This is a genomic window from Embleya sp. NPDC050493, assembly GCF_044458105.1.
GTDB lineage: Bacteria > Actinomycetota > Actinomycetes > Streptomycetales > Streptomycetaceae > Embleya.
In genome coordinates this window covers 247,039-270,597 of sequence record NZ_JBITHP010000009.1, presented here as the reverse complement: position 1 = coordinate 270,597, position 23,559 = coordinate 247,039, and the positions used below count along the sequence as shown (strand labels likewise).

General features: G+C 71.1%; 19 protein-coding genes. 6 read left to right on the top strand and 13 right to left on the bottom strand.

Annotated features, from left to right (window positions below):
* Positions 1-237: 237 nt before the first annotated feature.
* The gene (locus ACIBM5_RS20245) at positions 238-1,893 is read left to right on the top strand and encodes a long-chain fatty acid--CoA ligase (protein ID WP_396008119.1); all 1,656 of its coding nucleotides are present in this window, start codon (positions 238-240) and stop codon (positions 1,891-1,893) included.
* An 80-nt stretch (positions 1,894-1,973) separates the two neighbouring features.
* Here ACIBM5_RS20245 and ACIBM5_RS20240 read toward each other — a convergent pair whose 3' ends face one another.
* Genes ACIBM5_RS20240 through ACIBM5_RS20215 form a run of 6 tightly spaced genes read right to left on the bottom strand, consistent with a single transcriptional unit; the run spans position 1,974 to position 7,875 of the window.
* The gene (locus ACIBM5_RS20240; RefSeq protein WP_396008118.1) at positions 1,974-2,915 is read right to left on the bottom strand and encodes a glycoside hydrolase domain-containing protein; all 942 of its coding nucleotides are present in this window, start codon (positions 2,913-2,915) and stop codon (positions 1,974-1,976) included.
* Positions 2,916-2,959: 44 nt separating this feature from the next.
* Complete coding sequence (locus ACIBM5_RS20235) at positions 2,960-4,141, bottom strand: lipid-transfer protein (RefSeq protein ID WP_396008117.1); 1,182 nt, start codon at positions 4,139-4,141, stop codon at positions 2,960-2,962.
* The gene (locus ACIBM5_RS20230; RefSeq protein ID WP_391587363.1) at positions 4,138-4,587 is read right to left on the bottom strand and encodes a MaoC family dehydratase; all 450 of its coding nucleotides are present in this window, start codon (positions 4,585-4,587) and stop codon (positions 4,138-4,140) included. The genes ACIBM5_RS20235 and ACIBM5_RS20230 overlap by 4 nt, the downstream gene beginning before the upstream one ends.
* Positions 4,584-5,711, bottom strand: coding sequence for an acyl-CoA dehydrogenase family protein (locus ACIBM5_RS20225; protein WP_396008116.1), 1,128 nt, complete (start codon positions 5,709-5,711; stop codon positions 4,584-4,586). The genes ACIBM5_RS20230 and ACIBM5_RS20225 overlap by 4 nt, the downstream gene beginning before the upstream one ends.
* Positions 5,711-6,685 (bottom strand): bifunctional MaoC family dehydratase N-terminal/OB-fold nucleic acid binding domain-containing protein, encoded by a 975-nt coding sequence (locus ACIBM5_RS20220; protein WP_396008115.1) that lies wholly within the window; start codon positions 6,683-6,685, stop codon positions 5,711-5,713. The genes ACIBM5_RS20225 and ACIBM5_RS20220 overlap by 1 nt, the downstream gene beginning before the upstream one ends.
* An 8-nt stretch (positions 6,686-6,693) precedes the next feature.
* Complete coding sequence (locus ACIBM5_RS20215) at positions 6,694-7,875, bottom strand: acyl-CoA dehydrogenase family protein (protein WP_391587360.1); 1,182 nt, start codon at positions 7,873-7,875, stop codon at positions 6,694-6,696.
* Positions 7,876-8,157: 282 nt separating this feature from the next.
* On the opposite strand from ACIBM5_RS20215, the gene ACIBM5_RS20210 reads away from it, so the two are divergent.
* On the top strand, positions 8,158-8,769 hold the full coding sequence (locus ACIBM5_RS20210) for a DUF4291 domain-containing protein (protein ID WP_396008114.1): 612 nt from the start codon (positions 8,158-8,160) through the stop codon (positions 8,767-8,769).
* A gap of 25 nt (positions 8,770-8,794) precedes the next feature.
* Here the strand turns inward: ACIBM5_RS20210 and ACIBM5_RS20205 are convergent, their stop codons facing one another.
* Positions 8,795-9,577 carry an SDR family NAD(P)-dependent oxidoreductase gene (locus ACIBM5_RS20205; RefSeq protein WP_391587358.1) on the bottom strand — a complete coding sequence of 261 codons (783 nt, stop codon included), beginning with the start codon at positions 9,575-9,577 and terminating at the stop codon, positions 8,795-8,797.
* 165 nt (positions 9,578-9,742) lie between these two features.
* Between ACIBM5_RS20205 and ACIBM5_RS20200 the strand changes: the two genes are divergently transcribed.
* Together ACIBM5_RS20200 and ACIBM5_RS20195 are read left to right on the top strand one after the other, a co-directional pair.
* A complete protein-coding gene (locus ACIBM5_RS20200; RefSeq protein ID WP_396008113.1) occupies positions 9,743-10,288 on the top strand; it encodes a nuclear transport factor 2 family protein in 546 nt (181 codons plus the stop codon).
* A gap of 493 nt (positions 10,289-10,781) precedes the next feature.
* The gene (locus tag ACIBM5_RS20195; protein ID WP_396008112.1) at positions 10,782-11,783 is read left to right on the top strand and encodes a GlxA family transcriptional regulator; all 1,002 of its coding nucleotides are present in this window, start codon (positions 10,782-10,784) and stop codon (positions 11,781-11,783) included.
* A 96-nt stretch (positions 11,784-11,879) separates the two neighbouring features.
* On the opposite strand, the gene ACIBM5_RS20190 is transcribed toward ACIBM5_RS20195, so the two are convergent.
* Positions 11,880-13,304: a VWA domain-containing protein gene (locus ACIBM5_RS20190; RefSeq protein ID WP_396008111.1), complete on the bottom strand. Its 1,425-nt coding sequence runs from the start codon at positions 13,302-13,304 to the stop codon at positions 11,880-11,882.
* A gap of 137 nt (positions 13,305-13,441) precedes the next feature.
* On the opposite strand from ACIBM5_RS20190, the gene ACIBM5_RS20185 reads away from it, so the two are divergent.
* A complete protein-coding gene (locus ACIBM5_RS20185) occupies positions 13,442-13,618 on the top strand; it encodes a hypothetical protein (protein WP_391587354.1) in 177 nt (58 codons plus the stop codon).
* Positions 13,619-13,930: 312 nt separating this feature from the next.
* Here the strand turns inward: ACIBM5_RS20185 and ACIBM5_RS20180 are convergent, their stop codons facing one another.
* The 5 genes from ACIBM5_RS20180 to ACIBM5_RS20160 all read right to left on the bottom strand — a co-directional run bounded on the left by ACIBM5_RS20180 (position 13,931) and on the right by ACIBM5_RS20160 (position 21,795).
* Positions 13,931-14,644 carry a transglycosylase family protein gene (locus ACIBM5_RS20180; RefSeq protein WP_396008110.1) on the bottom strand — a complete coding sequence of 238 codons (714 nt, stop codon included), beginning with the start codon at positions 14,642-14,644 and terminating at the stop codon, positions 13,931-13,933.
* A 1,086-nt stretch (positions 14,645-15,730) separates the two neighbouring features.
* Complete coding sequence (locus tag ACIBM5_RS20175) at positions 15,731-16,387, bottom strand: response regulator (protein WP_396008109.1); 657 nt, start codon at positions 16,385-16,387, stop codon at positions 15,731-15,733.
* A gap of 5 nt (positions 16,388-16,392) precedes the next feature.
* Positions 16,393-17,577, bottom strand: coding sequence for a sensor histidine kinase (locus ACIBM5_RS20170; protein WP_396008108.1), 1,185 nt, complete (start codon positions 17,575-17,577; stop codon positions 16,393-16,395).
* A gap of 5 nt (positions 17,578-17,582) precedes the next feature.
* Positions 17,583-19,796: an MMPL family transporter gene (locus tag ACIBM5_RS20165; RefSeq protein ID WP_396008107.1), complete on the bottom strand. Its 2,214-nt coding sequence runs from the start codon at positions 19,794-19,796 to the stop codon at positions 17,583-17,585.
* Between the two features lie 154 nt (positions 19,797-19,950).
* A complete protein-coding gene (locus ACIBM5_RS20160) occupies positions 19,951-21,795 on the bottom strand; it encodes a protein kinase (RefSeq protein ID WP_396008106.1) in 1,845 nt (614 codons plus the stop codon).
* 589 nt (positions 21,796-22,384) lie between these two features.
* Here ACIBM5_RS20160 and ACIBM5_RS20155 point away from each other — a divergent pair.
* Positions 22,385-23,323: an NAD-dependent epimerase/dehydratase family protein gene (locus tag ACIBM5_RS20155; RefSeq protein ID WP_396008105.1), complete on the top strand. Its 939-nt coding sequence runs from the start codon at positions 22,385-22,387 to the stop codon at positions 23,321-23,323.
* Positions 23,324-23,559 lie beyond the last annotated feature (236 nt).

Below are 23,559 nucleotides of genomic sequence, written 5' to 3'. Positions count from 1 at the left end.
GTGCCATCCGGAGCAACCGGGACACCGTCGCATTCTTCCGCTCGGCCGTCCCGATCAGCCGATCGGCACGCCTGGTTCACCCGTACGGGCGCACGGCGGGTCGTGCCGGGCGCGCGGGTCGGCGCTCGACGCCGGCGCGAAAGCCGAGGCCGTGGGGGCTGACAACGACCCGATCGGCGAGAAAGAATCCCCTCACCTCGACCGGTCCCCGTCCGGCGAATGCAGGGAGGCCACACAGTGCTGAGCACGATGCAGGACGTGCCCTTGACGATCGCTCGCATCATGCGACACGGAACCACGGTGCACGGTGCTTCGGAGGTGGTGACCTGGACCGGTGGCGCGTCCCGGCGGGCCACCTACGCGGAGGTCGGTCGCCGGTCGGCCCAACTCGCCCACGGTCTGCGCGAACTCGGGATCACCGGCGACGAGCGGGTCGCCACGTTCTTGTGGAACAACCAGGAGCACCTGGAGTGCTACCTGGCGATCCCGTCGATGGGTGCGGTGCTGCACACGCTCAACCTGCGGCTGCCCCCGGAGCAGTTGATCTACATCGCGAACCACGCGGACGACCGGGTGCTGATCCTGGACGGCTCGCTGGCCGCGCTCGCCGCCCCGCTGCTGACCCACCTGAAGACCGTCGAGCACGTCGTGGTCACCGGCGCCGACACCGATCTGGCTCCGCTCGCCGATTCGGGCAAGCACGTGCACCGCTACGACGACCTGCTCGCCGGCCGGCCGACCGAGTTCGACTGGGCCGAGGACATCGACGAGCGCCAGGGCGCCGCGATGTGTTACACCTCCGGCACCACGGGCAACCCCAAGGGCGTCGTGTACAGCCACCGGTCGACCTATCTGCACAGCATGCAGGTGTGCGCGGCGGAGGCCTTCGGCCTGGGCACCGCGGACATGGTGCTGGCGGTGGTGCCGATGTTCCACGTGAACGCGTGGGGTCTGCCGTACGCGGCGATGATGTGCGGTGCCTCGATCCTGATGCCCGATCGCTTCCTCCAGTCGGAGCCGCTGGCCGCGATGATCGCCGCGGAGAAGCCGACGTTCGGCGCCGCGGTGCCGACCATCTGGACCGGGCTGCTGGACTACCTCGACGTGCACAAGACCGACGTGTCCTCGCTCGAGGAGGTCGTGGTGGGCGGATCGGCCTGCCCGCCCGGCCTGATGCAGGCGTTCGAGGAGCGGCACGGGGTGCGGATCGTGCACGCGTGGGGGATGACCGAGACCTCGCCGCTGGGTTCGGTGGCCCGCCCGCCGGCCGGGCTGACCGACGACGAGGCGTTCGCGTACCGGATCTCGCAGGGGCGCCTGCCCGCCTCGGTGCAGGCCCGGCTGGTCGGCCCGGACGGTGCCGACGTCCCGCTCGACGGCGAGTCGGTCGGCGAACTGCTGGTGCGCGGGCCGTGGATCGCGGGCGCGTACATCGGCGACGAGGGCTCGGTGGACGCCAGTGGCGGCGGCCGGTTCCAGGACGGCTGGTTGTGTACCGGCGACGTCGGCACGATCACCGCCGACGGCTTCCTGCGGCTGACCGACCGGGCCAAGGACGTGATCAAGTCGGGCGGCGAGTGGATCTCGTCGGTCGAGTTGGAGAACACCCTGATGGGTCACGAGGACGTGGTCGAGGCGGCCGTGGTGGGCGTACCCGACGACAAGTGGGGCGAGCGCCCGCTGGCCACGATCGTGCTGCGCGAAGGGGCCACGACCACGGTCGAGCAACTGCGCGACTACCTCGCGGGTCGGGTGGCCCGCTGGCAGGTGCCCGAGCGGTGGAGCCTGATCACCGCCGTGCCCAAGACCAGCGTGGGCAAGTTCGACAAGAAGGTGATCCGGCGCCGGTACGCGGAGGGCGAACTGGAGGTCAGCGAGCTCGACCGGGGCTGAGTCGGGCCGGACGTCGCCGGTCGGGCCGCCTCCGGTCCGACCGGCGGGTCGCACGGGCCGGCGCGTGGCACCGGCCGCGGTCAGAGCACCCCGACCGGCCCGTCGACCGCGTTGCGGTCGATGACGATCCGCTGTCCGCCGTGGGTCTCCGAGACGTTGCCGGCGTACTGGTGCACCCGTCGGCCGCGCCAGTACCCGTCGGGCAGCGCGCCGTCGCCGGTGGTGGCCGCGTGACCGTCCCAGCGGGCGTACCAGACCGCGTCCGGGATCGAACGCTTGTCGACCGCCTCGATCAGGTCGGCGATGCCGGAGCTGAGGCTGCTGTAATAACCCGCCACGTAGCCGCGTTCGCGGACCCGGTCGGACCACGCGGACACGAAGTCCAGCACGGCGGCGCGGCAACCGGCGTCGGTGTTGTCGTACGCCTCCATGTCGTACCAGACCGCGCTGCCCGGCCGGAAGCCGAGCGTGGCGCTGCGGTCCACCGCGTCGTTCGCCTCGGCGATGCCCTGCTCCGCCGCCCGCGCCGGGTCGATCCGGCCGGGCTTGCCGGATTGCGTGCAGGGCGCCTGCAGGCCCACCTGGATGGGCAGGAAGTCCCACCCCTGGCGGTGTACGGCCTTGACCCAGTCGAAGGTCAGCCGGGTGCTCTTGCAGGCACGGTTGTCGCCCGCGACGTAGATCCCGACCACCTTGTACGGCGAGTCCCGCCAGGCCTGCATGGTCTCCACGGTGGGTGTCTCGCACGTGTCGAAGCCCGGCGCCTTCACGCTCCTGGATCGCTCCGGACGTGCCCCGGCACCTTCGGCGAGCCCGGCCGGCAGCAGGCCGAGCACGGCGGTGAGCAACACGGTCGAGGCGATCCGACGAGTGGTCAGCGGACGCACGAGATCTCCTGACGTGGTGGGAAGGCCTCCCACCACGCTGCGCACCACGTCCGACCCGGCCTGCGGACCGCTCGGGCGACGCGCCGACGCGTCACCCGAGCGGCCCAACGAGCGCACCGGGGCGGAGGTGTCCACATCCCCCGTCGGCGCGCGCCTCACCCCATCGACACCGGTCCCGCCTACTCGACGCCCAGCACCAGCCCCGACGTCGGCACCCCGGTGCCGGCCGTCACCAGCACGTTGTGCACGTTCTCGACCTGGTTGACCGAGCTGCCGCGGATCTGCCGCACGCCCTCGGCGATGCCGTTCATCCCGTGCAGGTACGCCTCGCCCAGTTGGCCGCCGTGCGTGTTCGTGGGCAGCTTGCCGCCCAGTTCCAGGCCGCCGTTCGCGACGAACGCCGGCGCCTCGCCGCGCCCGCAGAAGCCGAACTCCTCCAGCTGCATCAGCACGAACGGGGTGAAGTGGTCGTAGAGCACTGCGGTCTGGATGTCGTCGGGAGTCAGTCCCGAGGTCTGCCACAGCTGCTTGGCGACCACACCCATCTCGGCCAGACCGGTCATCTCGTCCCGGTAGAAGCTGGTCATCTGGTCCTGGAGGCGACCCGCGCCCTGTGCCGCCGCGTTGATGATCGCGGGCTTCTGCTTGAGGTCCTTGGCCCGTTCGGCGCTCACCACCACGATCGCCTGTGCGCCGTCGGTCTCCTGGCAGCAGTCGAGCAGCCGCATCGGCTCGACGATCCAGCGCGAGTTTTGGTGGTCCTCCAGCGTGATCGGCTTGCCGTGGAAATACGCCTTCGGGTTGTTCGCCGCGTGCTTGCGGTCGGCGACCGCGACGTGGCCGAACGCCTCGGTGGTCGCGCCGTACACGTGCAGGTAGCGCTGCGCGAACATGGCCACCCACGAGGCCGGCGTGAGCAGCCCGTGCGGCATGTTCCAGCCCAGGCCCACGCCCTCGACGGTGGGATCGCGCTGGAGCACGCCGGAGCCGAACCGGCGGCCGGAGCGCTCGTTGAACGCGCGGTAGCAGACCACCACGTCGGCCACCCCACTGGCGACGGCCATCGCGGCCTGCGCGACGGTGGCGCAGGCCGCGCCGCCGCCGTAGTGGATCCGGCTGAAGAAGGTCAGGTCGCCGATCCCGGCCGCGGCGGCGACCGCGATCTCGGGGTTGGTGTCCATCGTGAAGCTGACCAGGCCGTCCACCTCGGACGGCGCGATCCCGGCGTCGTCCAGGGCCGCGCCCACCGCCTCGACGGCCAGCCGCAGTTCGCTGCGACCGGACTCCTTGGAGAACTCGGTCGCGCCGATCCCGGCGATGGCGGCCTTGCCGCGCAGGTTGTCGGCGTGCTTGAGGCTCACGCTTCGGCTCCTTCCGGCAGCTTCACCGTGACCGTGCCGGTGACGTGGTTGCCGAGCTTGTTGGCTCCGACGACGGCGATCTCCACGAGCGGGGTGCCGTCCTCGGCGGTGGTCTTGGCGGTCACCGTGCCGGTCAGGGTCATGGTGTCGCCGGGGTAGTTCGGGGCGCCGAGCCGGATTGCGACCTTGCGCAGCTCGGTCTCGGGGCCCGCCCAGTCGGTGATGTAGCGGCCGACCAGGCCATTGCTGGTCAGGATGTTCATGAAGATGTCCGGCGAGCCCTTGTCCGCGGCGAGCTGCGGATCGTGGTGCACGTCCTGGAAGTCGCGGGTCGCCAGCGCGGTCGCCACGATCAGCGTGCGGGTCAGCGGGATGGCCAGCGGCGGCAGTTCGTCGCCGACGGACACCTCCGCGTGGGTCCGGCTCACGAGGTCCTCGGTGGTCATCGGTTGCCTCCCTGGGCGGGCGCGTGGGCGAGCAGCCTGCCGAGCGCGGCAAGCTGTTGGATGCCGCTGCCCAGGGTCACGTCGATCTGACGGCCCCACAGGAAGTGGCGGTGGATCGGGTGGTCGATGTCGGAGCCGGTGCCGCCGTGCAGGTGCTGGCACGCGTGCACCACACGCTTGCCCGCCTCGGAGGCGAACCAGCGGGCGACCAGAGCCTGTTCGGTGGCCTGCTCGCCCTGGTCCATGCGCCACGCGGCCTCCAGCGTGGTGACCCGGATGGCCTCGGTGTCCATGTACGCCTCGGCGGCGCGCAACATCACACCCTGCTTGGTGGACAGCGGCTTGCCGAACTGCTCGCGGGCGTTCACGTGTTCGACCGTGCGAGCCAGGCCGCGCGCGCACACGCCCACCTGTTGCGCGGCCAGTGCGACGCGCGCGCGGTCGACGATCCAGGCGGCGACCTCGGGGCCGGCCCCGCTGTCACCGACCAGCCGGGCCGGTGCGTCGGTCAGCCGCAGATTGCCCGAGGCCCACGGCGCGGTGGTCGGCGCGGCCTCGATCGCCACTCCGGCGGCGCCGGCGTCCACGGTGAACACCGCGAGCGCGCCGTCGAGCGAGGCGGTGACCAGGACGCGGTGCGCGACGGTGAGCCAGGCCACCGCGCGCTTGTCGCCGTCCAGGCGATAGCCGGCACCGTCTCGCCGGGCGGTCACCTTCGGGACGGCGGGCAGCCCCGCGCCGACCTCGGCGAGCGCACCGGCCACGATCCGCGAACCGTCCAGGAGCGCGGGCAGTTCGGCCTCGATCAACTCGCCCGAACCAAAGCGCAGCAGCGGCAGCAGCCCGTACACGACCGTGTCGAGCAGCGGGATCTGCGCGGTGAACCGACCCTGCTGCTCCAGCAGCAGCGCCAGGCCCACCAGGCCCAGGTCGCCACCACCGTGCCGCTCCTCGATCAACGCGCCGACCAGACCGGCTTCGGCGACCTTGCCCCACAGCTCCGCGTCCAGTTCCGCGTCGGACTGGGCGAGCTTCTTCAGCCGCTCGTCGGTGGACTGGTCGGCGAAGATCCGCTCGGCCAGCGAGGACAGCTCCCGCTGGTCCTCGGTGAGGTTGAAGTCCATCAGTTCTCCCCAACCGCTCGGAACGCGGGCACGGTCAGCTCGGCGTCGTGGGTGACGAATTCCAGCTCGACCGGCATCCCGATGCGGACCTCGTCGTGCGGGACGCCCAGCACGTTGCCGAGCATCCGCACCCCCTCCTCCAGCTCGATCAGGCCGACCGCGTACGGCATGTCGAACGCCGGGAACTTCGGGTAGTGCATGGTGACGTGCGAGTACACGACGCCCTTGCCGGCGGACTCGACGGTCTCCCATTCGAGCGACGCGCACTTGTTGCAGCCCGGAGCGAACGGGAAGCGCGGGGTGGCGCAGTCCAGACACTTCTGGAACAGCAGCTTCCCGGCGGCCACACCGTCCCAGAAAGCCTGATTGTCCTTGTTGACCACCTTGCGCGGGCGCAGCGGCCGCTCGGCGGGCGGCGCGGCCGCGGCCTTCTTCTTGTGCGGGGTGTAGCGCAGGATCCGGAAGCGGTGCGTGCCGACCAGCTCGCGGCCGCTCTCGCCCGTGACGTAGATGTTGGTCAGCGTGGTGATGAAGTGGCCGGTGCCCAGGCCGGTGGTCTTCTCCTCGGACACGGTCTCGATCAGCTGGTCGTACTGCACCAGCTCGCCCAGCCGCAGCGGGCGCATGTACTCCTGCTCGCAGTTGGTGGCGACCACCGAGCCGAAGCCGTTGTCGGTGAAGTGCTTGTACAACTCGCCGGTCGCCGAGTTCGCCGGGGCGCCGCCCTGCATGCCACGCATGATCCACACCTGGAGCATGGCCGCGGGCGCGACCACCTCGCCGAAGTGGGTCCGGGCCGCGGCCTCCGGGTCGGTGTACACCGGGTTGGTGTCGCCCATGGCCTCGGCCCAGTGCCGGATCATCGGCCCGTTGACCGGGTCGAGCGCGAGCACGCCGGAGACGTCGTGCCTGCCCTCGTACTTCTTGACGACCGCGAGGAAGGCGGCCTTGTCCTGGCTGATGGGGTCGGTCATGTCGTCCTTCACCGCTTCACTCGGGTCATGCCAAGGCGAACCATGGCGACGATCTCCCGCTGGACCTCGCTGACGCCGCCGCCGAAGGTGTTGATCTGCGCGCGGCGGTTCATCGCCTCCAGGAGGCCGTCGCTGAACGCGCCGGGCGACTTCGGTCGCAGCGTCGCGTCCGGGCCGACGATCTCCATCAGGTTGCGATACACCTCGATGGCACCCTCGGTGCCGAAGAACTTCACGCCGGACGCGTCACCCGCGTTGAGCGTGTTGTTGCCGACGTCGTGCACGAGCCGCCAGCTGAACATCCGCACGGCGGACAGGCGCGCGTAGGTCTCGGCGAACTTCAGCTGGACCCACGGCTGGTCGACCACCTTGACGCCCGGCTCGATCTCGGTCTCCCGGGCCCATTCCAGGACCTCGGCGAAGAAGTCCTCGGCCTGCATGCCCAGCGCCGCGAGCGCGACCCGCTCGTGGTTGAGCTGGTTGGTGAGCAGCTTCCAGCCCGAGTTCTCCTCGAACACCAGGTTGTCGTAGGGCACCCGGATGTTGTCGTAGTACGTGGCCGTCGTGGTCATCCCGCCGACGGTGACGATCGGGGTCCAGGAGAAGCCCGGGTCGCTGGTCGGCACCAGGATCATCGTGATGCCCTTGTGCTTGGGCGCGTCCACGTCGGTGCGGCAGGCGAGCCAGATCCAGTCGGCGCCCTGGGCGGTCGAGGTGAAGATCTTCTGCCCGTTGATCACCCACTCGTCGCCCTCGCGCACCGCGCGGGTGCGCAGCGACGCCAGGTCGGTGCCGGCCGAGGGCTCGCTGTAGCCGATCGCGAAGATGATCTCGCCCGTGAGGATCTTCGGCAGGTAGTAGCTCTTCTGCGCCTCGGTGCCGAACTTCATCAGGGTCGGGCCGACGGTGTTCAGGGTGACCATGGAGACGGGCGCGCCGGCGCGGTATGCCTCGTCGAAGAAGATGAACTGCATCTCCGGGCCCTTGCCCTGGCCGCCGTATTCGGTCGGCCAGCCGATGCCGAGCCAGCCGTCGGAGCCCAGTTGCCGGCGTACCCGTCGGGTGGTGGGGCCGCCGGCCTCGCCCTCGCGGTCGAGTTCCGCCCGGACGTCGGGGGTGATCAGGCGGGTGAAATAGTCCCGCAGCTCTGCCCGTAGAGCGTCCTGCGCTGGGGTCGGGGCGAGATGCACGTCGCTGCTCCTTCACGTGCGTGGATCGCGTGGGTCGCGACGCGGGTCGACGCCCGCCGGGCACGGAAGGGTCGCGGTCGGGTCTGCCCCGCGCTGCACATCGATATGGACCGGGAACGCGTGTCGCCCGGCAACATCGAATCTCTCCGACTCGGGATCGCTTGTCAATATCAAGCATTTTTTGGAAACCGGGGTCACACCCTTTGACCCCTTCTCCGACGCCTCGTACGGATCGCCGAAAACGGGTGGTCCGGGCCGGCCGGCGCCGACACACTGCGGGGCATGGACATCCCGAACCGCCAAATCCGCGCCGCGTACACCGACGACACCGTCACGGTGTACCAGGCGTACAAGCCGCAGATCGCCGACGCGGCCGTCCGCGACCGGCGATTTCCGGCCACCTGGAGCCGGGAGCGGATGACCTGGGTCAAGCCGAGCTTCACCTGGATGATGTACCGCTGCGGCTGGGCCACCAAGCCGCGACAGGAGCGAGTGCTGGCCCTGGAGATCAGCCGCGAGGGCTTCGAGGCGGCGCTCGCCGGGGCATGTCTGAGCCACTACGAGCACCCCACGTATCCGGATCGCGACGCCTGGGGCCGGCGGCTGCACGCGACCACGGTGCGGATCCAATGGGACCCCGAACGCGACCTGAACCTGCGGCCGTTGGCGCACCGCTCGTTGCAGCTCGGACTGGCCGGATGGGCGACGCGTGCCTACGCCGACGAGTGGACGCGGCGGATCACCGACGTGACCGCGCTCGCGCATCGGGTGCACGACCTGGTCCGCGCCGGCGACCCGGCCGCCGCGGCCGAGGCGATCCCGGTCGAACGGGTCTACCCGCTCCCGGACGCGCTGGTCCCGGTGATCGGCGCCACCCCGCCGGAACCGGCATAGGTCCTGTCCGGTTCGGGCGCTCGGCTCAGTGCACGGTCAGCCCGCCGTCGATGCTGACGATCTGTCCGGTCATGAAGCTGCCCGCGTCGGACGCGAGCAGTAGCGCCAGGCCGGTCATCTCCTCCGGCGCGGCGATCCGCTTCAGCGGCGCGGCACCCTTCATCCGGGCCATCGCCTCGGGGCCGGTCTTGCGGACCATGTCGGTCTCCACCGCACCCGGGGCCATCGCGTTGACCCGGATGCCGTGCTCGGCGAGTTCGCCCGCCATCGTGCGGGTGAAGGCGACCAGTCCGGCCTTGCCCGCGGCGTACAGGCCCTTGCCCTCGGCCCGGGTGAACACCGCCGCGCTGACCACGTTCAGCACCGACGCCCGCCCGGAGGCGATCAGGTGCGGCAGCGCGTACTGCACCAGGAACACCGGCCCGCGCAGGTTCACCGCGAACGACTTGTCCCACGCCTGTGCGGTGATCTCGCCCACGGGTTGGGCGAGTTCGTTCGCCGCATTGTTGACCACGATGTCGATACCGCCGAAGTGGGCGACGGTCGCGTCGACCAGGGCGGCCAGTCGGTCGAGGTCGCCGCAGTGGGTGGGCACCGCGAGTGCCCGGCCGCCGGCCTCGGTGATCTCCTTCGCCACCGCCTCGCACGCGTCCGCCTTGCGACTCGCGATCACCACCGAGGCGCCCGCCGCCGCGTAGGCGTGCGCGATCGCCCGGCCGATTCCCCGGCTGCCACCGGTCACGATCGCCACCCGACCGCTCAGGTCGAACATCGCGTTCGCGTCCCGTACTGCGCCTGCGTCGCTCATCCGTTGCCACCTCGTCGTCCGGAACACGGTGCGCCGCGCCGGGCGAACCCGCCGGCATGCCACGCGGGGGTGCGCCGGTGCGACACGTGTGGAGATTTGTATTGCACAGTCAACTACTTCGGTGCAAGGTGTCGAGCGATGCAACGACCGGCGGAGGGTGCACACATGACCGGGCTCATCGACGCGCGACGCACGTGGGAACTCGCCGAGAAGCGCCTGGCCGCGGAGACCGATCCGCGCCGGCACGCGATCCTGACCACGCTGGTCGCGCACATGCGCGCCGAACACGAGGGCGATCTGGACGCGCTGATGGCCACCGTGTCGCCGCATGCGGTCTACCACCAGTGGGGGGCGTCCCCGGTGGATCGGGCCCCCAAGAGTCACGCCGAGGTCCGCGAGTTCTATCGTGCCGTGGTCGAGAACGACTGCGGCCGACTCGCACACCACATCGATCGGCTGACGGTGGATCAGGACACAGTGGTGACCGAGGGGTTGCTGCGGATCGCCTATCCGGGTCGGGTCCTGGCCGGGATGGGTCGGTCGGTACCGGACGTGGACGCGTTCTACCTGTACGAGACGCGGATGGCGATCGTGTGGGGCTTCGACGCGGACGCGCTCGTGCTGTGCGAGGACAGCTATTCCACGGGTGACGGCTTCGCCGACATGCGCCGCCTCGACCCGGACGAGGTGCCCGCCCGCAAGGGGGCCTGACGGCGTGTCACCAAGGTGGTGAGGCCGGCTCGGCCCACCATGGGACCCGCATTGTCCACAGGAATCCTCAGCGACCCCCAGAGGTTTCCACAGCCTGTGGATAACTTATGCACATCCTCGGCACGGCATCGCGCGGGAATGTCGGCGCGATGCCTTGGCAGGAATCCATTCATGGTTGGCGTTTCCGCCACTCACGGCGACCCGATGTCGGCGAGCAGGATCGAAGACGCACCGGAAGCCCCCGCGCACATCCCGACCCCCGAGGCTCGTCCCGGAATGTGCGCGAGGTACGCCGATCCGGTCGCTCGATCCCATCGGTCACGGGGCCGATGGGCGCGGGCAGCGGCGGGTACGGGCTCCGCCGGCAGGGACGGTCGGGAACGAGGACGACCCGCTCCCGGGCCTCGTGCCGCGCACGGCCCGGTCCGGAATCCGGCGGATCGCGGACCGGGTCGCGACCGGCACGGACGCGGTCCGGGGATAGGTTGCCGCCATGCGTCGTGTGGGGATCCTCCTGTTCGACCCGGTACGGGTGTTCGAATACGCGGTGGCCTTCGAGATCTGGGGAGTCGATCGCACGGACCGGGGTGTACCCGCGTTCGAGGTCCGCGTGTGCGGACCCCGGCGCGTCGGTGTGGAACTGGGAGCCGGCGTCGTCTGTTTCCCCGACCACGACCTGGACGGCCTCGACGGGTGCGATCTCGTGATCGTCCCGGGCAACGAACACCGGACCGAGCCGCGCCGGGACGTCTTTCCCGACGACGTGCTCGAAACCCTGCGGTCCGCCCACCGGCGGGGCGCCACGATCGCGTCGTTGTGCTCGGGTGCCTTCGTGCTCGCCGCCGCGGGTCTGCTGGACGGCCGCCGGGCGACGGCCCACTGGCTGGACACCGAGGACCTGGCCGCCCGCCACCCGCAGGTCACCGTGGACGCCAACGTCCTGTTCGTCGGCGACGGTTCGATCTGGACCTCGGCCGGCTCGGCGGCCGGCATCGACCTGTGTCTGCATCTGGTCCGGCTCGACCACGGCGCCGCGGCCGCCACCGAGATCGCCCGCACGATGGTGACCGCGCCGTTCCGCTCCGGCGGACAGGCCCAGTTCATCAGCAACCCGGTGCCGGCCTCGCCCACGGACCAGGACGACGCCCTCGGCCGGCTGCGCGGCCACGTCCTCGACGACCTGCGCCACCCCTGGACCGTCGCCGAACTGGCCGCCTTCGCCGGCATGTCCGAGCGCAGCTTCGCCCGCCACTTCGTCCGCAGTACCGGCACCTCACCGCTCCGCTGGTTGGCCGCCCAACGCGTCCTGGCCGCGCAGCGCCTCCTGGAGATCGGCGACCTCTCGATCGCCGCCATCGCCCGTCGATGCGGCTTCGGCTCGCCGCTGACCCTGCGCCAACACTTCACCCGCCATGTCGGCGTCGCCCCCAGGGACTACCGCGCCGCCTTCCGCGGCGGCCGGGGTCGGCCCCCGGCGGACGGCGACGTCGGGTAGGCGTATCGGACGGCCGGGAGCGGGCCGGATCGACCGCCGTCGCCACCTCGGCCGCCCCTCGGCCGGACCGCCGACCCCGACCGCGCGGGCGCCGGGTCAGCGCACGATGCCCGCCGCCCGCGCGGCGGTCAACCACTGCGGGAACTCGGCCAGGATCCGCTCGTACAGCTCGACGTCGGAGATCCGGTCGATGTCGTCGACCTGGAAGAACCCGGCGTTGTCCACGAGTCGGCCGGGCATCGTGTCGATGCGCTCCAGGATCCCGTAGTTCGACCGGCCCAGACCGACGAATTGCCAGAAGATCGGCAGTCCGGCCGCATCGGTCAGCAGCCGCTGGATCTGCTTGCTGCGGTTGACCCCGCCGTCCGAGTAGAACAGCACCAGCACCGGTGCGCCCGGCTCGCGCCGGTAGCGCGCGATGATGTCCTCGATCACCGCCGGTTCGTTGTTTCCGCCGAACACGCCGGCCAGGTGGTCGGGCACGCGTTGCCCGCCGTTCGGCAGCGGCGGCGACTGCGGGCGGTTGTTGCGTCCGTCGATGTACACGTTGTCCGCGATCCAGCGCGGCAGTTCGGGGATCCGGACCGGGTCCAGCGGCGCGAACTCGTCGGCGAAGATCCACGCGTCCAACTCGCCGTCGTCGTCGAGCCGGGCCGCGATCGGCGCCATCCGCTCGACCAGGCGCCCCACCGCGCCGTTTCCGTACAACTCCCGCATCGAGCCGGAGCGGTCCAGCACGATCGCCACCCGGGCGCGCACCTCGCGCAGGCCCTTCTTCTCCAGCGTGATCCGCACCGCCTCCTTGCGCAGCGAGATCCGCGCGCCCACCTCCGGCGGCAGCCCGGCCAGTTGCGGGTCCTCCGAGGGCGCGGGCAGCCGCATGGTCGGCTCGTCGCTGTACGGCGGCGGCGCCCACCCGGGCGTCGCGCCCACCGGCGCCACCGGCAGCGTCCCGGCCGGCCGGGCGGCGTCGACCCCGGCCCCGGCGTCGGCCTCGGCGGGTGCCTCGTCCTCCTCGCCGACGTCCACGCCGTAATCGCTCGCGAGTCCGGCCAGCCCGGTGTCGTAACCCTGTCCGATCGCCCGCAACTTCCAGCCGCCCTGGCGCCGATACAACTCGCCGAGCACCATCACCGTCTCGCTGCCCGCGGCCTCGACCGGGAACGTCGCGACGGCCGCGCCCGAGGCGTCCAGGACCGCCAGCGCGAGGCCGCCCACCCGGGCGAACGTGCCCTCGTGCACCGACGCGGCCAGCACCACCCGATCCACGTCGGCGGGCAACCCGGCGGGGTCCACCACGACCGCCTCGCCGCCGGCCGTCGGGCCGATGTGGCGCACCGCGCCGTCGGCCGCGGCCGGCTGGTTGTAGAACACGAAGTCCTCGTCCGAGCGCACCTTGCCCTGCGATCCGAGCAGCAGCGCCGAGGCGTCCGCGATCGGTGCGTCCGCCGCGCGGCGGATCACCAGGGTCAGCGGGCCCGCGGGAACCGGGACATTGGCCCCGGCGATCAGAGTCGTCATGGTCGTCAGTGTGGCCCGAATCGACCACCCGCCGCAGAGATGTGGCCGGCGACCGGGGGACCGACGTGATCGGCATCACGAGTGATGGGCCGTCACATCGTGAATGATCGCCCCCATCCGGTGGGAACCAAGCGGTTATGGGCAACAACGGTCATCATTCGGGCGGATCTCGCGCGGACCCCGGCGAGTGGAGCGAGGTCGAGCACGAACGTGCCCGGTTGCTGATCGAGCGCGCGGCCTCGATCGCCCGCCGCCTGGAGTCGCTGTGCGCCGCGGAGGCGGCCGCGACGCAGCGCGGCCCGGGCCGCACCTGACGGTGCCACCCGGGCCGGTCGAGCGGCCCGTGGGACCCCTCGCGACGCCCCGTCCCCTCCACGGCGCGTCGTGGTACCGCCGTCATCGCGGTGTTCGCAGCCGCACCACGCCGACCAAAACGGATGAAACGGCCGAAGGCGACCGCATCTCCCGGTGTTCACACAGGAGATACGGCCGCCCCCGACCGAACGCGCGGGACCCGCCCCGCGCACTGCTTGTCGTACACATCACCAACCCGACGCCGTGCACCGCGTCGCGGGCACCACACGGCGCGCGCCGAACACTCGGGACCGGACCGGCCCCGGGGAGTTCTAGCGCAGGACCAGCTGCTGGCCCGGGATGATCAGGTCGGGGTTGGTACCGACCACACCCTGGTTCTTCGCGTACAGCGCCTGCCAGCCACCGCTGACGTTGTTCGCCGCGGCGATGCCGCTGAGCGTGTCACCGGCCTTGACGACGTAGTTGCCCGTGGTCGAGGTGGTCGAGGTGGTCGAGGTGGTCGAGGTGGTCTCGACGACCGGAGCCGCGGCCGGCTTGCTCACCGGAGCGGCCTTCTTCGGCGTCTCGCTCTTGGGCGCGACGGCGACCTTCTTGGGGGTGCTGCTCTTGGGGGTCGACTCCTTCTTCGGAGTCGCCTTCTTCGGGGCGGTGCTGCCGGAGTCCGTGGACGGGCTGCCGCCACCGCGGGTCAGGCCGGCCTTGACCGAGCACACCGGCCAGGCGCCCGGGCCCTGGGACTTGAGCACGTTCTCGGCGACCCGGATCTGCTCGGCCTTCGAGGCGTTCTGCGGGCTGCCGGTACCGCCGTTGGCGCGCCACGTGCTCTGCGTGAACTGCAGACCGCCGTAGAAGCCGTTGCCGGTGTTGATGGACCAGTTGCCGCCGCTCTCGCACTGGGCGACCTTGTCCCACGTCGAAGTCGTGGCAGCGCCGGCCGAGGTCGCGGTCGCGAGCCCGACGAGCGGGGTGGCGGCGACGACGCCGACAATGGTCGCGGTGCGCAGGCGGCGCTGGGTACGACCCATGCCGCGGTGCGTGTTGGTGCGACCGAAAGCGTTGCGGAGAGACATACATTCCTCTCGGAATTCCCCTGGGGCGGATGGACCGGCGCGATCCTTGCGGATCACCCCCGCCCGGAACCGAACGGTCACGTCCAAGACGTGATGTCCGATGCCGCAACCCCGCGGCCCTCCCAGACCGCGAGTTCCGCCATGCCGTGCCGGCGGGAACCCAGGAGGTGCGATTTGCACATCGCCAGGACCATAAACAGGTTATCCGGCCCTTATCAACCCGCTCGGGCATTTACGCAGGTCAGGATAGGTATTAGAAATGCCTACCGAGCCCCGAACGGTGGCCCTCCGGACCGGATTCGCGTTTACCGGAGTCCAAACCTGGGAACCTTTTGCCCCTTTTGACCTCCGGTCATACACAGAGCGCGGTGGATCTGTGACACATTGTCGAATCATCACCGAAGGCGATCGAGTGATCACGCGGCCTCGCGGCGCAAAAGCCGCATTTCGCGCGAGCCTTAAATGCCTTTATGTCCGGCTTACGCGCTCCGCGTGAGCGGCATCACAATTCTGCCGATGGTGGTCCGTACAGGCACCGGGTATAACCGGCCGGCCATGGACCGGCAGACCCTTCCCGGCCTGCGTGTATTCACGCTGCGAGAGCACGCCGCCACCGGCCGGAAAAGTATGCCGAATGCGATCCGGGCCACATCGGGAACTGTGACCCGCGCCACTTTCACCCGCGCGGGGACCTATTCCCGCCCCTTTCGAGGGATCCCGACGCGGAACGCGACCCTCCGGAAGCACGGGCGCCGGGAAAGCGCGCCCGATATCACGACGAGTGGCTTCGGGAAAGCGGATTCCGTGCGCCGAAAGTCGCGCCGGGCGCATCCCCTATATATAGGAGCGCTCTTCCGGGGTCGAGCGGCCCCGGTACGGGCGAATGCGTGCCCCGGCGCGGATCGAGGCCCGCCGGGGGCGCCGGGGGTCGCCGGATCCACCGCGGCGCGCTCGGGCGCCGTCGGGCTCGGGCGCCGTCGGGCTCGGCCACCCGGCCCCAAGGACCCGCGACCCGGCACGGCTTCGCCGGCCCGCCCGGCCTCAGTCGCGGATGCCGTCCTTGGACCGCGGCAGCAACCCGCTCTCGATCGCCGTGACCACCGCGTGCGTGCGGTCGCTGACGTCGAGCTTGGCGAAGACCCGCAGCAGATGCGTCTTCACCGTCGCCTCGGCGATCACCAGGCGCTTGCCGATGTCCGCGTTGGAGAGCCCGTCGGCCACCGCGTCCAGCACCTGCACCTCGCGCGTGGTCAACACCACCGGGGCGGGTCGGCGCATCCGGGCGACCAGCCGCTCGGCCACCCTCGGGGCCAGCACGGTCTGGCCCCGGGCCGCCGAGCGAATGGCCTCGACGAGTTGCTCGCGGGTGGTGTCCTTGAGCAGGTAGCCGATGGCACCGGCCTCGACCGCGCGCTCGATCTCGACGTCGGTGTCGTAGGTGGTCACGATCAACACCCGGGTGCGGCCGCCGAGGCCGACGATCCGGGCGGTGGCGGCCACCCCGTCCAGGACCGGCATCCGCAGGTCGATCAGCGCCACATCGGGCTCCAACCGCTCGACCAGCTCGACGGCGGCGAGCCCGTCGCCCGCCTCGCCGACGATCTCGATGCCGGCCGCCGAGGCCAGCAGCGCGACCACCCCGGCCCGCATCACCGAGTGGTCGTCCACCACGACGACCCGCAGCGTGTCCTGTGTCATGTCGTTCACTCCTGACCATCGGTGGGAATCATCGCCAGGATCCGGGTCCCGTCACCGACCGAGCTGGTGACGGTGAACTCGCCGCCGAGTTCGGCCAGTCGCCTGCGCATACCGTCGAGACCGAAGCCGCGGGCCTCGTCGACCACGAACCCCCGACCGTCATCGGTGATCTCCAATTCGACGCCGTGGGTGTACCGGGCGAGCACCACACCGACCGTGCCGGCGCTCGCGTGCTTGCGCACGTTCGCCAGCGACTCCTGGGTACAGCGCAGCAGCGCGATTCGGGTCTGCTGGTCGCACTCGACGTCGGGCAGTTCCGCCTCCACGGTGATCCCGGTGTCCTCGACGAACCGGTCCAGCGTGCGACGCAGGGTCCGGGCGACCGAGCCGGGAACCACTCCGCTCTGCGGCGCCGAGCCGACCAGCACCCGGGCCTCGGCCAGGTTCTCCCGGGCGGTGTGCTCGATCGAGAGCAACTGCCGACCACTGGTCGCGGGGTCGGTCGCGATGCCCGAACGCGCCGCCTCGGCCAGCACGATGATGGACGCGAATCCCTGGGCGAGCGTGTCGTGAATCTCCCGGGCCAGCCGTTCCCGCTCCTCCGCCGCGCCCCGGCGCTGATTGGCCTCGGCCAACCGCTGCTGGGCACTGGCCAGTTCGCTGCCCAGGACGCGCTCACGCTCACCGCTCTGCTCGACGAACCGATGCACCGACAGCCCGATCGGCACGCTCACCGCGTAGGCGATCACGGTCGCGAGGGTGTTGCCGGTGAGCAGATCCGGGCTCCAGCCCTGCGGGGCGACGCCGCCCAGCACGGTGGCGGCCGCGGCGAGCCCGCCGAACACGATCGCGGAGCCGGGGTCCCTGGCCGGGAACCAGAAGTGCGGCAGGCTCGCCGCGTACGCCGTGGCACCGCCGTCGCGGGTGTAGGCCATCGCGCCCAGGCCGACGATCAGCACGCCCGGGAAGGCGTTCGGCCGCAGCACCGGATTGCCGGGAAACACCCGGGTGATCAGGTAGCACAGGCCGAGCACGACCGGCAGCCCCATGGACCAGTACCTGCTCGCCCCGGGATCGTCCTTGCCGGCGACGACCATCGGGGCCAGGCCCAGCAGCACCCAGAACAGGATGTACCAGCGGTGTGGGGTCCACGCCCGGAACCGGTCGATGAACTGCGGCCGTTCGGACATGTTGATCAGCCTACTTTTGCGGCCGGGTGGACAACGGCGGCGGGGTTTTGCTCCCGGGTCCGACGCGTCCCGATCGACGGCCACCAGCTGCGCTCGCCCAGCAGCAGCATCGCGGCGGGCAGGATCATGATCCGGATCACGAACGCGTCCAGGAGTACGGCCACCGCGAGGCTGAAGCCGAACTGCTTCATCTCGATCAGATGCAGCCCGATGAAACTGGCGAACACCGTGACCATCACGAACGCGGCGCTGGTCACCACCCCGGCCGAACTGCCGATCCCGTCGAGTACCGCCTGCCTGGTCGGCACCCCGCGCAGCGCGGCCTCGCGGATCCGACTGATCACGAACACCTGGTAGTCCATCGACAACCCGAACAGGATCACGAACAGGAACAGCGGGACACGCGAGCCGATCGAGCCGGTCGAGTCGAAGGCGAGCAGCCCCTCGGCCCAGGTTCCCTGGAAGACCACGACCAGCAAACCGAGCGCGGCACCGGCCGAGAGCAGGTTCAACACCACGCCGACCAGGCCCAGCACCACGGAGCCGAACGCGAACACGGTGATCACGAAGGTCACCAGGAGCAACGTCGCGATGATCAGCGGCAGCTTGCCCTTCTGGTGCTCGGGGTAGTCCGCGTACCGGGCGACGTCGCCGGTCACCGCGACGTCGACGCCGGGCAGCCTGCCCACGGTCGCCGGCACGAAGTCCGCACGGACCCGGTCGAGCGAGTCCTGCGCCGCGGCGGCGCTGACGAAGTGCGGTACCCGCAGTTCCAGCATGGTGATCCGGTGGTCGGGGGACGTCCGCAGCTCGGCGATGCCGGCGAGAACCGGGTCGCCGTGCGCGCGTCCTTCCAGCTCGCGCAGCGCACCGGCCACCTCGTCGGCGCGACCCGCCTCGGCCCGGACCACGATCTGGTGCATCGACTTCAGCTCGGGGAACGCCTGGTTCTGCCGATGCCAGGTCTCCATCGCGGGCAGGTCGCGGGAGTAGGTCTCCCGGCCGATGTCGGTCAGCTTCAGGTTCGCCAGCGGGGCGGTCAGGGCCAGCATGGCGAGCACGGCGACGGCGAGCGTGGCGGCGGGACGCCGGCTGGTGATCCGCAACACGGCCGTGGTGAGCCGACCGGCGCCGATGCGGTGCGACTTCGCCGCCGGCGTCTCGCCGCGGCGGGCCACCCGTTCGGCCCGGCGGACCGCGCGGCGCTCCGCCCGGACGCCGAGTTTGACCAGCAGCGCGGGCAACACGGTCAGCGAGCCGAGCACCGCGACCAGGCTGACCAGGATCGCGCCGGTGGCGATGGAGGAGAAGATGACGTCGTCCGCGAGGTAGAGGGTGGCGCTGGAGGCGGCGACGGCGAGCCCGGACACCACGACGGCGTGTCCGGAGGTGGCCGCGGCCAGTTCCACCAGGGCCCGGGTGTCGAGCCGGCCACCGGATCGGGCCCGTTCCTCGCGTTCGCGCTTGAGGTAGAAGAGCGCGTAGTCGACGCCGACCGCCAGGCCGATCAACAGGATGACGTTGGTACCGACCCCGGCGTCCGGTATCACGTGCGAGGCGAGCATCGACAGCCCGATGGCCGCCGCGATCGCGGACATTGCCAGCAGCAGCGGCACGGTGGCCATCGCCGCCGAGCGGAACACGATCAGCAGCGTGAGCAGGGTGATCGGCAGGGCGATCAGTTCGGTACGCGAGAGGTCCTCGCCACGCTGACCCTGGACGTCCTTGCTGATCGACGGACCACCGCTCTCCGCGATCCGCAACCCGGGATGGCCGGCCTGCACCTTCGCGGTCTGCGCCAGCAGCGGGTCGACGTGGTTCTTCCCGTCCAGCTCGGCGCCCTTCATGGTGACCTCCACCCGGACGGCCGTACCGTCCGCCGAACGCACCGGCGCGGTCACGGACAGCACCTCGGGCAACTTCCGCATGCGGTCCGCGATCTCGCCGGCCGCGGCGTCCGCGGCGCCCGCGTCCAGGCGGCCCCCGGCCTGCGCGGTGATCAACACCCGCTCCACCGGGCGTTGTTGCAGTCCACCCTCGGTGGCCATCGCCTCGCCGCGGCCGGCCTCGCCGACCCGGAAGTCGTCGGCCGTGGCTGCGTTGGTCCCGACGGCGATGCCGCCGCCGAGGCACAACGCGACAAAGAGAACCCAGCCGGCGATGGCCCGCCAGGGGTGTCCGGCGCTCCACCGCACCATCCGAACAGGAAGTTTCGTCATGCCCGAAATCCTGGTCTTCGGGCCCGGAGCCCGGACAGGCTCGACCGATGGAACCCGCCGTCCACCGATCGGTGGACAAGGACGGAGAAGCCGCGCTCGGCCGGGGTTCGGAAGCCGGTCGCTCCGGCTTCCGCGCGTACCGCGGATCCGCCGGTCAGGACCCCGTGCTTCCCGCCTGCCACTGGGTGGCGACGACGGAGAACGTCCGCAATCCCCCGCTGCCCGGGGCCTCCCGGACGTCGGTCACCCACACCAGCACCACGGTCTTGCGACTCGTCTCGATACACAGCCCCGTATCGGGCCCCACGAGGTTCGAATTGAGCGCGGTGAGCGGCAACGAACTCGGCAGGGACGCGACCCGGGCGGCGCTGCGGCACTCGTCGAGGGTCGCATCCGGCTTGCCGACGAGACCCGCGACGGCTCCGGTGTCCAGGAACCGCAGCTCGGCCGTCAGGGGGCCGTGGTCGTCGCCGCGCGAATCCCGGTGACACGCCATGTACTTGAGCGTGACCAGCGGCGGCACCGCATCGTCCGCGACGTCCTTCTGCCCGAGCTTGACCGTCAGGTTCTCCAGGTCGACGTACGTGGCGAAGCCTCCGTTGCAGATCCCGTCGTCGAGGTACGAGAGCGAGGGCACCACGGGCGCACCGATCACCAGGGGCACCTTCGACCGAGTCGGCGTGGAACCGTCACCGCCGCCGTGGCCGGACCCGGTGTTGCCGGTCCCGCCGCCGTCGCCGTCCCCGTCGATCAGGGAGGGGATGACGAACACTCCCGCGACGATCACCACGACGGCGGCCACGGCGGCCACCGCGATGCGGGCCCACGGTCGTCGGCGCGTCGCACCGCCGGGGACGGGCTTCGCCGGCGCGAAGGCCGGGGCGGCTACCGGAGGCGGGAGCAGGGGCGGGGGCGTCGCCATGCCCACGATCGGTGGCCGCAGGGGTGTCGGTGGGGCCGGCGGGGCCGGCGGGGGCGGTGCGGGCGACACGGCCGCCGCGGCAGACACCGCAGGCGAGGCGGACACCGCGGGCGGGGCGGACGGCATCGGCGGCGGCGGGATCGGCGGGCCGGGCGCGGCCTCGTCCGCTTCCCGGTCGCCGGCCGCCGTCGACGGGGCCGCCTCGCGCCCGGCGGCGTCCCGGGCGATCGCCGCCGGCAGCCAGCCCGTTCCGCGTACGAGCGGGCTCGCCTCGGCGCCGCGCCGGCAACCCTCGATCACGTCCGCGAGCGAGGGGCGGTCGGCGGGCTCCTTGGCGAGACACGCGCCGAGCAGGCTCCGCAACGGCTCCGGGCACGCACCCAACTCCGGTGCCTCGCTGACGATCCGATACATCAGGGCCTGTGCGTGACCCTGCCCGAAGGGATGGTCGCCGGTCGCGGCGTAGTGGCCGACCAGCGCGAGCGAGAACACGTCGCTGGGGAAACCGACCGGCTTGCCCAGCACCTGTTCCGGAGACATGAACGCCGGTGTGCCGACCACGACATCGGTACCGGTGAGCGCGGTGGTGTCCGCCGCGCGGGCGATACCGAAGTCGATGACGCGCGGCCCGTCCGCGGCCAGCAGCACGTTGGACGGCTTGAGATCACGATGGATGACACCCGCCGCATGCACCGACGCGAGCGCATCGGCCACACCGGCGACCAGCAGCAGCACCGTCTCGACGGGCAGCGGTCCGTGCACCCGGACGGCCTCCGACAGCGCCGGCCCGGCGACATACGCACCGGCCAGCCACGGCAGCGGACCGTCGGTGTTGCTGTCCAGCACCGGCGCCGTGTACGGCCCGTACACCCGCCGAGCGGCCTGCACTTCGCGCTCGAACCGCCTGCGGAACTCGGGATCCTGCGCCAGTTCGGGCCGAACCACCTTGAGGGCGACGGGTTGTCCACCGCGCGTGTACGACAGGTAGACGCTGCCCATCCCGCCCTGGCCGAGCCTGCCCCGCAGCCGATATCCGGCAACCTCCCGAGGATCGCCGGGCAGCAACGGATCGATCATGCACAGTCCCCCGTTCGACCGAGCCCGATCCCGGCCCCGTGAAACCGACGGCCGAATCGAGTGCGGACACCGATTATGGCGGCCCCCGCCGAATACGCCACGACGCAGGGGAGCAGGCGCCTTGGGGCATCGGGTCCCTGGGTCGCCGGATCCGGGGGTTGCCGGATCCCGGGGTTGCCGGATCCCGGGAGCACGGGAGCACGGGAGCACCGGAGCACCGGAGCCCACATGTCACATGTCGTCGGGCTGTCTCGTCTCGGGGCTCGAAGAAGCACGGAGACCGACCGCCGGGTTCTTCGGCGAGGACGGCCGGGTGCCGTGGTGACGGTGGCTCGGCTTGCGGCGGGCGGCTTTCCGGCCGGGCGGGTTGACGAACGGGCGGCGGCGTGAACGGCGGGAGCAAGTGCGGACAGCGGTACGGCGGGAGCGGATAGCGGTACGGCGGCAGGACGCCGGTAGCTGTACGGCGGCAGCGGTCGGTGGCAGCGGTACGCCGGCTTGCGCGGCGATTCGAAAAGGGCCCCGACGCGGATGGCCGGGCAGGCCGTCTCGTCTCGGGTGCCGGAGGCAGGCTCCGATCAGGAAGGTGATGGTCATGCGGGTGTTCGTGGCAGGCGGGACCGGGGTGTTGGGACGGCGGCTGGTGCCTCAACTGGTGGCGCGGGGCCACCAGGTGACGGCGACGACGACGAGTGCGGCCAAGTTGGGCTCACTCGAGAAGCTGGGCGCGGATGCCGTCGTGATGGACGGGCTTGATGCGGTATCGGTCGGCGCGGCGGTGGCCGAGGCCCAGCCGGACGCGATCGTGCACCAGATGACAGGCATCTCCATGACACACGCCGGCAAGCCCGATCTGAAGCACTTCGACCGGTGGGCGGTCCCCACCATCCGGCTGCGCACCGAGGGAACGGACCACCTGCTGGCCGCGGCCGAGGCGGCCGGCGTCTCCCACTTCGTCGCCCAGGGCTACGCCAACTGGAACGGCATCCGTACGGGCGGATGGGTGAAGACCGAGGAGGACCCGTTGGACCTGATGACGGGGACGGCGGCGCACACGTCGATGGCAGCGCTCCGTCACGTGGAGGACGCGGTCGGCAAGGCCGGCGGCGCCGTCATGCGGTACGGAGCGTTCTACGGACCGGGCGCCACCGACGACCAGGTCGAGCTCGTACGCAAACGACAGTTCCCACTGGTGGGGCGCGCGACCGGCTACAGCTCCTGGGTGCACCTGGACGACGCGGCGAGCGCCACCGTCCTGGCCGTGGAGCAACAGGCGCAGGGCGTGTTCAACATCGTCGACGACGAACCGGCCCCGGCAAGCGAGTGGTTGCCCCACCTGGCCGCCTGCGCGGGAGCAAAGCCCCCGATGCGGATCCCCAAGTGGCCGGCCCGCCTGCTGGCCGGCGAGGTGGCGGTGATCATGATGACCGAGGGCCGCGCCTTCTCCAACACCAAGGCCAAACGAGAACTCGGCTGGCAACTGCGCTACCCGTCCTGGCGCCAGGGCTTCGAGGCGGAACTGACCTGAGCCGGGCGAAGAAGCCCGAGAACCCACACCCCGCCGCCCGATCCCACACCGGCTCCCGAGCAACGCAAGCAAGGCCACCCCCGGGCCCCGACCGCGAAGCACACCCCGAAACCCACCGGGCCTCAACCGCGCATACACCGCAGCCGCCCGTCGCCCCAGCCTTCACCGGTCACACACAAAGGTCGGCGGCACTCGTTCGAGTCTCCTCGAAAGTGCCGCCGACCTGCGCGTTTCCG

What these genes read in the sequence shown, in the direction of transcription:
- ACIBM5_RS20230 (WP_391587363.1), bottom strand. Translation starts at nt 4,587, where the DNA reads ATGACCACCGAGGACCTCGTGAGCCGGACCCACGCGGAGGTGTCCGTC.
- ACIBM5_RS20225 (WP_396008116.1), bottom strand. Translation starts at nt 5,711, where the DNA reads ATGGACTTCAACCTCACCGAGGACCAGCGGGAGCTGTCCTCGCTGGCC.
- ACIBM5_RS20220 (WP_396008115.1), bottom strand. Translation starts at nt 6,685, where the DNA reads ATGACCGACCCCATCAGCCAGGACAAGGCCGCCTTCCTCGCGGTCGTC.
- ACIBM5_RS20210 (WP_396008114.1), top strand. Translation starts at nt 8,158, where the DNA reads ATGGACATCCCGAACCGCCAAATCCGCGCCGCGTACACCGACGACACC.
- ACIBM5_RS20205 (WP_391587358.1), bottom strand. Translation starts at nt 9,577, where the DNA reads ATGAGCGACGCAGGCGCAGTACGGGACGCGAACGCGATGTTCGACCTG.
- ACIBM5_RS20200 (WP_396008113.1), top strand. Translation starts at nt 9,743, where the DNA reads ATGACCGGGCTCATCGACGCGCGACGCACGTGGGAACTCGCCGAGAAG.
- ACIBM5_RS20195 (WP_396008112.1), top strand. Translation starts at nt 10,782, where the DNA reads ATGCGTCGTGTGGGGATCCTCCTGTTCGACCCGGTACGGGTGTTCGAA.
- ACIBM5_RS20190 (WP_396008111.1), bottom strand. Translation starts at nt 13,304, where the DNA reads ATGACGACTCTGATCGCCGGGGCCAATGTCCCGGTTCCCGCGGGCCCG.
- ACIBM5_RS20185 (WP_391587354.1), top strand. Translation starts at nt 13,442, where the DNA reads ATGGGCAACAACGGTCATCATTCGGGCGGATCTCGCGCGGACCCCGGC.
- ACIBM5_RS20180 (WP_396008110.1), bottom strand. Translation starts at nt 14,644, where the DNA reads ATGGGTCGTACCCAGCGCCGCCTGCGCACCGCGACCATTGTCGGCGTC.
- ACIBM5_RS20175 (WP_396008109.1), bottom strand. Translation starts at nt 16,387, where the DNA reads ATGACACAGGACACGCTGCGGGTCGTCGTGGTGGACGACCACTCGGTG.
- ACIBM5_RS20170 (WP_396008108.1), bottom strand. Translation starts at nt 17,577, where the DNA reads ATGTCCGAACGGCCGCAGTTCATCGACCGGTTCCGGGCGTGGACCCCA.
- ACIBM5_RS20165 (WP_396008107.1), bottom strand. Translation starts at nt 19,796, where the DNA reads ATGACGAAACTTCCTGTTCGGATGGTGCGGTGGAGCGCCGGACACCCC.
- ACIBM5_RS20160 (WP_396008106.1), bottom strand. Translation starts at nt 21,795, where the DNA reads ATGATCGATCCGTTGCTGCCCGGCGATCCTCGGGAGGTTGCCGGATAT.
- ACIBM5_RS20155 (WP_396008105.1), top strand. Translation starts at nt 22,385, where the DNA reads ATGGTCATGCGGGTGTTCGTGGCAGGCGGGACCGGGGTGTTGGGACGG.